The sequence below is a fragment of the Citrobacter sp. S46_ASV_140 genome (genome assembly GCF_018919545.1).
GTDB classification, from domain to species: domain Bacteria; phylum Pseudomonadota; class Gammaproteobacteria; order Enterobacterales; family Enterobacteriaceae; genus Citrobacter; species Citrobacter braakii.
Window position 1 is genome coordinate 1 of record NZ_JAHLRC010000128.1, and the last position, 9,554, is coordinate 9,554.

8 protein-coding genes, 1 pseudogene and 1 other annotated feature are annotated in these 9,554 nt (G+C 52.8%); of the genes and pseudogenes, 6 read left to right on the plus strand and 3 right to left on the minus strand.

The annotated features are described in order from the left end of the window. Positions 1 to 315 precede the first annotated feature (315 nt). Entirely contained in the window at positions 316 to 1,740 is a 1,425-nt protein-coding gene (gene sbcB / locus KQJ19_RS20230; RefSeq protein ID WP_216404050.1) for an exodeoxyribonuclease I, read from the plus strand. A gap of 60 nt (positions 1,741 to 1,800) precedes the next feature. Here sbcB and plaP read toward each other — a convergent pair whose 3' ends face one another. The 3 genes and pseudogenes from plaP to KQJ19_RS20250 all read right to left on the minus strand — a co-directional run bounded on the left by plaP (position 1,801) and on the right by KQJ19_RS20250 (position 5,226). Continuing rightward, complete coding sequence (plaP, locus tag KQJ19_RS20235) at positions 1,801 to 3,162, minus strand: putrescine/proton symporter PlaP (protein ID WP_016153551.1); 1,362 nt, start codon at positions 3,160 to 3,162, stop codon at positions 1,801 to 1,803. A gap of 214 nt (positions 3,163 to 3,376) precedes the next feature. Further along, positions 3,377 to 4,361 (minus strand): annotated as a pseudogene (locus tag KQJ19_RS20245) (LysR substrate-binding domain-containing protein). Between the two features lie 40 nt (positions 4,362 to 4,401). Further along, on the minus strand, positions 4,402 to 5,226 hold the full coding sequence (locus KQJ19_RS20250) for an SDR family oxidoreductase (protein WP_216404051.1): 825 nt from the start codon (positions 5,224 to 5,226) through the stop codon (positions 4,402 to 4,404). Positions 5,227 to 5,400: 174 nt separating this feature from the next. Here KQJ19_RS20250 and hisL point away from each other — a divergent pair, with 174 nt between their 5' ends. The 5 genes from hisL to hisB form a co-directional block, all read left to right on the plus strand. Further along, the gene (gene hisL, locus KQJ19_RS20255) at positions 5,401 to 5,448 is read left to right on the plus strand and encodes a his operon leader peptide (RefSeq protein ID WP_100250077.1); all 48 of its coding nucleotides are present in this window, start codon (positions 5,401 to 5,403) and stop codon (positions 5,446 to 5,448) included. Further along, positions 5,424 to 5,546, plus strand: a sequence feature (His leader region). It overlaps the preceding gene by 25 nt. Before the next feature lie 45 nt (positions 5,547 to 5,591). Beyond that, positions 5,592 to 6,491, plus strand: coding sequence for an ATP phosphoribosyltransferase (gene hisG, locus KQJ19_RS20260; protein ID WP_003834191.1), 900 nt, complete (start codon positions 5,592 to 5,594; stop codon positions 6,489 to 6,491). A 5-nt stretch (positions 6,492 to 6,496) separates the two neighbouring features. Then, on the plus strand, positions 6,497 to 7,801 hold the full coding sequence (hisD, locus tag KQJ19_RS20265) for a histidinol dehydrogenase (protein ID WP_216404052.1): 1,305 nt from the start codon (positions 6,497 to 6,499) through the stop codon (positions 7,799 to 7,801). Then, positions 7,798 to 8,877 (plus strand): histidinol-phosphate transaminase, encoded by a 1,080-nt coding sequence (hisC, locus tag KQJ19_RS20270; RefSeq protein WP_049281927.1) that lies wholly within the window; start codon positions 7,798 to 7,800, stop codon positions 8,875 to 8,877. The genes hisD and hisC overlap by 4 nt, the downstream gene beginning before the upstream one ends. Beyond that, positions 8,874 to 9,554, plus strand: a 681-nt coding sequence (gene hisB, locus KQJ19_RS20275) for a histidinol-phosphatase (protein WP_216404053.1), incomplete at its 3' end; no start/stop codon positions are given. The genes hisC and hisB, both read left to right, overlap by 4 nt.

The window sequence follows — 9,554 nt, forward strand, 5'->3', positions numbered from 1 at the left end:
ATATAGAGCAGCTAACCACCAAAATAAAAACCCATTGTTTATAAAAGAATTTTAAAATTTCCAGAACACAACAAATCAGCGCTAAATAACAATAATGGTTCTCATTTATATTATTTATCAGCTCATAGATTTCAGAAAATTTATTCCAGTAATTTCTCTTAACAGTACAAAATTTATTAATCAATTCTATTAAAGCCTGTTCATCTCAATTTTATTGCGTACATCATTCAGCATTGATAATCGCTTTGCTGATTACCTCGCTATTTTTTGGTATTCTTGGACGAGCGCTAAATTGATCCCGGACATAACTGAACAATGAATGACGGCAAGCAGCAACCTGGTTTTCTCTTTCACGATTACGAGACCTTTGGTACCCATCCGGCGCTGGACAGACCCGCGCAATTTGCGGCTATCCGCACAGATAGCGATTTCAACATTATTGGTGAACCTGAAGTCTTTTATTGCAAACCCGCAGACGACTATCTGCCGCAGCCTGAGGCGGTGCTGATAACCGGTATCACACCGCAGGAAGCGCGTGAAAAAGGAGAAAATGAAGCCGCTTTTGCTGCGCGCATCCACGCCCTGTTCACGGTGCCGAAAACCTGTATCCTGGGCTATAACAACGTGCGCTTTGATGATGAAGTGACGCGCAACATCCTGTATCGCAATTTCTACGATCCCTACGCCTGGAGCTGGCAGAACGATAATTCACGCTGGGATCTGCTGGATGTGATGCGCGCCTGCTATGCCCTGCGTCCTGAAGGAATTAACTGGCCGGAAAACGACGACGTCTTACCCAGCTTTCGCCTGGAGCATTTGACCAAAGCCAACGGTATTGAACATGCCAATGCCCACGATGCGATGGCCGATGTATACGCCACAATTGCGATGGCGCAATTAGTGAAGTCGCGCCAGCCGCGCCTGTTTGATTATCTCTACAGCCATCGCAATAAGCACAAGCTGGCCGCACTGATTGATGTCCCGCAAATGAAGCCGCTAGTCCATGTTTCGGGGATGTTCGGCGCATGGCGCGGCAACACCAGTTGGGTGGCGCCATTGGCCTGGCATCCTGAGAATCGCAACGCGGTGATTATGGTCGACTTAGCCGGTGATATTTCACCGCTGCTCGAACTGGACAGCGACGCGCTACGTGAGCGGCTCTACACTGCTAAAGCTGATCTGGGAGATAACCCAGCCGTGCCGGTTAAACTGGTGCACATCAACAAATGCCCGGTACTGGCACAGGCGAATACCTTGCGCCCGGAAGATGCCGATCGCCTTGGCATTAACCGCCAGCATTGTCTGGATAATCTCAAAATACTGCGCGAAAACCCGCAGGTTCGCGACAAAGTGGTGGCCATCTTCGCCGATGCGGAACCCTTTACGCCATCAGATAACGTAGACGCACAGTTATACAATGGTTTTTTCAGCGATGCCGACCGTGCCGCGATGAAAATCGTTCTGGAAACTGAGCCGCGCAATTTACCGGCGCTGGATATCTCCTTTGTCGATAAGCGCATTGAAAAGCTGCTGTTTAACTACCGCGCACGTAACTTCCCCGGAACGCTGGATGAAGCCGAACAGCAGCGCTGGCTGGACCATCGTCGTCAAATATTCACGCCGGAGTTTTTGCAAAATTACGCCAATGAATTGCAGATGCTGAGCCAGCAATATGCAGATAACAAAGAGAAACTGATGCTGCTGAAGTCACTCTGGCAGTATGCGCAAGAGATTGTATAACTCCCACGTATAAAAAAACCGGAGAACATGTCTCCGGTTTTTTTTATCTAAATACAGCTATTACGCGATATCTTCGTCGTACTGTGGCACCGGGTTACGGAAGCTTTTGGTCACGCAAGCCAGGTAAATCAGACCAATAGCGGCCCAGATCAGACCCAGAACCATTGAGCTCTCTTCCAGGTTCACCCACAGCGCACCAACGGTCAGCGCACCGCACATTGGCAGGAACAGATACTGGAAGTGGTCTTTCAGCGTCTTGTTACGCTTCTCACGGATCCAGAACTGGGAGATCACCGACAGGTTAACGAAGGTAAACGCCACCAGCGCACCGAAGTTAATCAGCGCCGTCGCCATCACCAGGTCGAAGTTAATTGCCAGCAGAGCAATCGCACCAACCAGAATGATGTTCATGGACGGAGTACGCCATTTCGGGTGGACATAACCGAAGAAACTTTTCGGGAACACACCGTCACGTCCCATCACATACATCAGACGCGCTACGCCTGCATGCGCCGCCATACCTGAAGCCAGTACGGTAATGGTAGAGAAAATCAGCGCGCCGACCTGGAAGAACTTACCAGCGACATACAGCATGATTTCCGGCTGAGAAGCGTCCGGATCCTTGAAGCGTGAGATATCCGGGAAGTACAGCTGCAACAGATAGGTGGAGACGATAAAGATCAGGCCACCAATCAGCGCGGTCAGGAAAATCGCCCGCGGGATCACACGTTCAGCGTCTTTGGTTTCTTCAGACAGGTTGCTGATACCGTCAAAACCGGTGAACGAGAAGCACAGGATAGTCGCTCCCGTGATCATCGGGATCACATGCGCATCACCTGACCAGAACGGACGGCTGCTCGCCAGCGTACCGGCACCTTCCCCTTCGAACACGCCATAAACGACCATGCCGAGGATCACTGCAATCAGCACCACCTGCAACAACACGATTACGGTGTTGAAATTCGCAACAGATTTCAGGCTGCGCAGGTTAAAGGCGGTCATAAAGGCCACCAGCGCCACCACGAATATCCATGACGGTATCGACGGCACCAGAGCTTCAAAATAAATTTTCGCCAACAGAATGTTGATCATCGGTGCGAACAGGTAGTCCAGCAGTGACGACCAACCCACCATAAAGCCAACGGTCGGGCTAATGGATTTCTGGGCATAAGTGTAGGCAGAGCCTGCAGACGGATAGCGACGCACCAGTTTACCGTAGCTCAGTGCGGTAAAGAGGATGGCGATCAGTGCAAAGGCGTAAGCTGTCGGGACGTGACCATCGGTCATTCCTGATACGATACCGAATGTATCGAACAGCGTCATCGGCTGCATATAGGCAAGGCCCATCATGACAACCGGAACCAGCGTAAGCGTTTTACGTAATTCCACGCGAGAGGTGTTTGGAGTAGCGTTATGCGACATGGTTATCCCCCATTACGGCGAAAACCGTCGCGTAAGCAAAAAATTGCCCCATTTTTTGTTAATCCTCAGCGACAACAACTGTCGATTTTTAAGTAAGTATCTATCCGGTACGAAGCCCGGCCTCTTTTATGAATGATTGGTTTGATGCAAAAAAATAACCGACGCGTATTAAAACGTCGGTTAATGTCATTTTTTGCAAGCGGCGTATTTTGCACTAATTTGGAGAGAAATAACAAGAGATTGAAGCTACTACAAAAGAATATTTTTTCTTAACTGATTGATTTATCAGCAGCCGTTTTAACATACACCCCCGCAATAGCACTATTTGCTAAAATCTCATCCCGCCACCAGGCACTGGCCAACCCGGCAGTCTGTTCATTCCAACCTATCCACACGGGTTCAAAGATAATTTGTGCGACCACCTTTTTCTCAATCAGAGCGCCACTCTCCAGAAATCGCTGCGCCAGATAGCGCGGAATATAGCCGCATCCCAGACCACTGATTTGCAGTTCCAGCTTGGTTTTGAAGTCAAAAACGGTGATGGCTTCCTGATCGTCAAGCACCTGGGAGCCGGAGACGTTGGCATGCTGTGCATTGTCGCCCACCACAATCGCGCGAAAACGCCGAATAGTGCGACGATTTAACGGCTCCTGTTCCTGCGCCAGCGGATGATGCGACGCAACCACAAACACCTGCTCCAGAACCCCTAGCTGCGCAAAGCCAAATTCGCTCGCGGCAGGTGGTTCATGCGTGGCGCCGACAATAATATCTGCCCGCCCCTGAGTGAGGGCATCCCAGGAGCCGCCCAGCACGCCATTGATAAATTTCAGGCGCGTCACACTGTGGTGTTGATAGAAAGATTCGATGAGTGGGGCCAGCAGCGAAAAGGGAAACGTATCATCTACGCCAATAACCAGTTCATTCTCCCAGCCTTCGTGAAGTTTAATCGCCTGCTTTTCGAGTTCACGGACGGTGTGCAACACCTCCCGCCCCTTTTCCAGCAGCATCTGCCCGGTACGGGTAAACTTAGCCCGATGGCCGCTGCGATCGAGTAGCTGAATATTAAGATCGCTTTCCAGCTTATGGACGGTGTAGCTAAGCGCGGACGGCGTCTTAAACAATTTTGCCGACGCCGCTGCGAAACTGCCCTCTTTTTCCAACGCATCGAGGATGATAAGAACGTCCAGCAGTGGTTTCATACTCGCCTCCTGGCGGTATCAGCGGCACTCTGCTGGTCTGTCACTCCATCGGCATCACCAGCGGGTCAGGATACTGGTACTCAAACCCAAGCTCGTTACAAATACGGTTGCCATCAATGACTTTACCTTTACCGTTATCCTCATTGCCACGAAATTCCGGCGGCTCCATCCCCAACTGGCGGGCCATCTGTGGATAGAACACATTGCGCGCCGGATGCATAGGCGCACATATATTATAGATGTGTCCCCCTTTTGGCGCTTGCAGCAGCAAAGAGATGGCGGCAACCACATCATCCAGATGCACCAGATTGACGCCATGGTGTCCATCTGGCGCTGTCTTGCCCGCGAAAAAACGACCGGGATGTCTTCCCGGGCCGACAAGTCCGGCCAGGCGCAAAATATCCACCGAAGTGCCGGGTAAATTGTGCAACCAGTCTTCAAGTTCTTTCAAAACGCGACCACTTGCCGTGACCGGGTTACGCGGATTCCCTTCTTTCACGATGCCTTGTGCATCGCCATAGACCGACGTCGAACTGGTAAAAATAATCCGCGGGATACGGTACGCCAGCGCACTGTCGACCAGCTCCTGCATAGCCTGCAGGTAAAATGTCTCCCCCGGACCGCTACGGCGCGCAGGTAGCGTAATAACCAGCGCGTCGGCGTCCATCAGTGCGTCGAGATCGTCTGTCTCACAGACCAGTTCAGGCTCCAGGCGCAGCGAGTAGCTCTCTATACCACTCATGCGGGCCGCTTCCACCCCATCCAATGTGGTTTTGCTGCCGGTAACCTGCCAGCCTCTCGCCGCCAGCGACATAGCTAACGGCATGCCTAACCAACCTAAACCGACAATTGCGATCTTTTTCATGCCTTCTCTCCTGACTTTTGGCCTATAACGCAAGGCTACGCTAGCCCACAGTGGCTGACAATTCATAGTATCAATATGAAATGAATTAATGATCAAAAAAAGCCCTTGCTTTCCGTAGCTAAAGTGGTTTAGGTTAAAAGACATCAAATGAATAAACATTCATCGAGAAAATTTATGACACGCGCTCAATTCAAACACCATCATCACCATCATCCTGACTAGTCTTTCAGGCGATGTGTGCTGGGAGACATTTAAATCTTCCAGCGGTGCATGAGCGTATGAGAAAGCCCCCGGAAGATTTCTTCCGGGGGCTTTTTTTTGTGCGTGACCCAAACTGATTCAGACAGGATAACGAGGAATAAAGAATGTTAGATAACACCCGTTTACGCATAGCTATGCAGAAATCAGGTCGTTTAAGCGATGATTCACGCGAATTGCTGGCCCGTTGCGGCATTAAAATTAATCTTCACACCCAGCGCCTGATCGCGATGGCTGAGAATATGCCGATCGATATTCTGCGCGTGCGTGATGACGATATCCCGGGTCTGGTGATGGACGGCGTCGTTGATCTCGGCATCATCGGGGAAAACGTTCTCGAAGAGGAATTGCTCAACCGCCGGGCACAGGGTGAAGATCCACGCTATTTTACCCTGCGTCGTCTGGACTTCGGCGGCTGCCGTCTTTCGCTGGCTACCCCGGTTGATGAAGCCTGGGATGGCCCGGCAGCGCTGAACGGTAAGCGTATCGCTACCTCTTACCCACACCTGCTTAAACGTTATCTTGATCAAAAAGGGGTGTCGTTTAAATCCTGTCTGTTAAACGGCTCTGTAGAAGTCGCTCCCCGCGCAGGTCTGGCTGATGCGATTTGCGATCTGGTGTCAACCGGAGCCACGCTTGAAGCCAACGGTCTGCGTGAAGTGGAAGTGATTTACCGCTCTAAAGCCTGCCTGATTCAGCGCGACGGCGAAATGGCCGAAGCCAAGCAACAACTGATCGACAAACTGCTGACCCGTATTCAGGGGGTCATTCAGGCACGTGAATCAAAATACATCATGATGCACGCGCCGAGCGAACGTCTGGACGAAGTCATCGCCCTGCTGCCAGGCGCTGAGCGCCCTACCATTCTGCCACTGGCGGGTGACCAGCAGCGCGTAGCCATGCACATGGTCAGCAGCGAAACCCTGTTCTGGGAAACGATGGAAAAACTGAAAGCGCTCGGCGCCAGCTCAATTCTGGTGCTGCCGATTGAGAAGATGATGGAGTGATAGCCATGAGCTTCAATACCCTGATCGACTGGAATAGCCGTAGCCCCGAGCAGCAGCGCGAACTGCTGATGCGCCCGGCGATATCCGCCTCTGAAAGCATCAGCCGCACGGTGGCCGAGATTCTTGAGAACGTCAAAAATAACGGCGACCGGGCGCTGCGTGAATACAGTGCTAAGTTTGACAAAACCGAGGTCGGCGCGCTGCGCGTCACCGAAGAAGAAATTCAGCAAGCCAGTAGCCGCCTGAGCGCCGAGCTGAAACAAGCCATGCAGGCGGCGGTGCGTAATATTGATGCGTTCCACACCGCGCAAATCCTGCCGCCGGTGGATATTGAAACTCAGCCTGGCGTGCGCTGCCAGCAGGTTACTCGCCCTATCGCCTCCGTGGGGCTGTATATTCCTGGGGGATCGGCACCGCTCTTCTCGACCGTATTAATGCTGGCGACCCCGGCGCGTATCGCCGGCTGCAAAAAAGTGGTGCTCTGCTCACCGCCGCCGATTGCCGATGAAATCCTCTACGCCGCGCAACTGTGTGGCGTAAAAGAGGTGTTCAACGTGGGCGGCGCGCAGGCCATTGCCGCGCTGGCGCTGGGTACCGAATCAATTCCTAAGGTCGATAAAATCTTCGGGCCGGGCAATGCGTATGTGACCGAAGCCAAACGTCAGGTCAGCCAACGTCTTGACGGCGCGGCTATCGACATGCCTGCGGGCCCGTCTGAAGTGCTGGTTATTGCCGACAGCGGCGCGACGCCTGACTTTGTTGCTTCCGACCTGCTTTCTCAGGCCGAACACGGCCCCGACTCGCAGGTTATCCTGCTGACGCCAGACGCTACGCTGGCCGAAGGCGTGGCCAAAGCCGTTGAACGCCAGCTTGCCGAGCTTTCCCGCGCCGACACCGCACGTCAGGCGCTCGCCGCCAGCCGACTGATCGTCGCCAGAGATCTTGAGCAATGCGTGGCCATCTCTAACGCCTACGGCCCGGAGCACCTGATTATTCAGACCCGTAACGCGCGTGAACTGGTTGACGATATCACCAGCGCTGGTTCGGTATTCCTGGGTGACTGGTCCCCTGAGTCGGCTGGTGACTATGCTTCCGGCACCAACCACGTTCTTCCGACCTACGGCTATACCGCAACCTGCTCAAGCCTTGGGCTGGCTGATTTCCAGAAACGGATGACGGTACAGGAATTAACTCCCCAAGGTTTCTCTGCCCTGGCCTCCACCATTGAAACACTGGCCGCTGCTGAACGACTGACTGCCCACAAAAATGCCGTCACCCTGCGCGTTAACGCCCTGAAGGAGCAAGCATGAGCACTGACAACTTTCTCAGCGTCACTGATTTAGCCCGTAAGAATGTTCGCGAGTTAACGCCCTATCAGTCTGCCCGTCGTCTTGGCGGTAACGGGGACGTGTGGCTCAACGCGAATGAGTACCCAACCGCCGTTGAGTTCCAGCTACGCCAGCAGACGCTGAACCGCTATCCAGAGTGTCAGCCGAAAACCGTAATTGAGAATTACGCGCAGTATGCTGGCGTCAAACCAGAGCAGGTGCTGGTCAGCCGCGGTGCAGATGAAGGGATCGAACTGCTGGTGCGCGCTTTTTGCGAACCCGGTAAAGATGCAATTCTCTACTGTCCGCCGACTTACGGCATGTACAGCGTCAGCGCCGAAACGATTGGCGTTGAATGCCGCACCGTCCCGACCCTGGATAACTGGCAGCTGGATTTACAAGGCATCGCGGACAAGCTTGATGGCGTGAAAGTGGTCTACGTATGCAGCCCCAATAACCCAACCGGCCAGCTGATAAATCCGCAGGACCTACGTTCACTGCTCGAAATGACGCAGGGTAAAGCCATCGTGGTCGCTGATGAGGCCTATATTGAGTTTTGTCCGCAGGCTACGCTGGCAGGCTGGCTGTCTGAGTATCCGCATCTGGCAGTATTACGCACGCTGTCCAAAGCGTTTGCTCTCGCCGGTTTACGCTGCGGATTTACGCTGGCGAATGAAGAGGTTATCAATCTGCTGTTAAAGGTGATTGCTCCCTACCCGCTTTCTACCCCGGTAGCGGATATTGCCGCCCAGGCGCTGACGCCACAAGGGATTTCCGCCATGCGCCAACGCGTAGAGCAGATCCTGCAAGAGCGTCAGTATCTGGTGGAGAATCTGAAAACCATTCGCTGTGTAGAGCAGGTTTTCGACTCTGAAACCAACTATGTTCTGGCGCGCTTCACCGCATCAAGCAGCGTATTTAAATCTTTGTGGGATCAGGGCATTATCTTACGAGATCAGAATAAACAACCTTCGTTAAGCGGCTGCCTGCGAATTACTGTCGGAACCCGCGAAGAGAGCCAGCGCGTCATTGACGCCTTACGTGCGGAGCAAGTATGAGCCAGAAGTATCTTTTTATTGACCGTGATGGAACCCTGATTTCAGAACCGCCAAGTGACTTTCAGGTCGATCGCTTTGACAAACTCGCCTTCGAGCCGGACGTCGTTCCCGTTTTGCTGAAGCTGCAAAAAGCCGGCTTTAAGCTGGTGATGATTACTAACCAGGATGGACTCGGTACGCAGAGCTTCCCGCAGGCCGATTTTGACGGTCCGCATAACCTGATGATGCAAATATTCACCTCTCAGGGCGTAGCATTCGATGAGGTGCTGATCTGCCCGCACCTGCCAGCGGACGCGTGTGATTGCCGTAAGCCAAAAGTGAAACTGGTTGAGCAGTATCTGGTTGAACAGGCCATGGATGTGGCAAACAGCTACGTCATTGGTGACCGGGCGACCGATATTCAGCTCGCAGAAAACATGGGCATTAGCGGATTACGCTACCACCGTGACACCCTGAACTGGGCGATGATCGGCGAGCAGTTGACCAAAAGAGACCGCTACGCGCACGTTGAGCGTAATACCAAAGAGACGCAGATTGACGTCAAAGTCTGGCTGGACCGCGAAGGCCGTAGCAAAATCAATACCGGCGTTGGCTTCTTTGACCACATGCTGGATCAAATCGCCACCCACGGCGGTTTTCGCATGGAAATAGCCGTCAAAGGCGATCTGTATATTGAC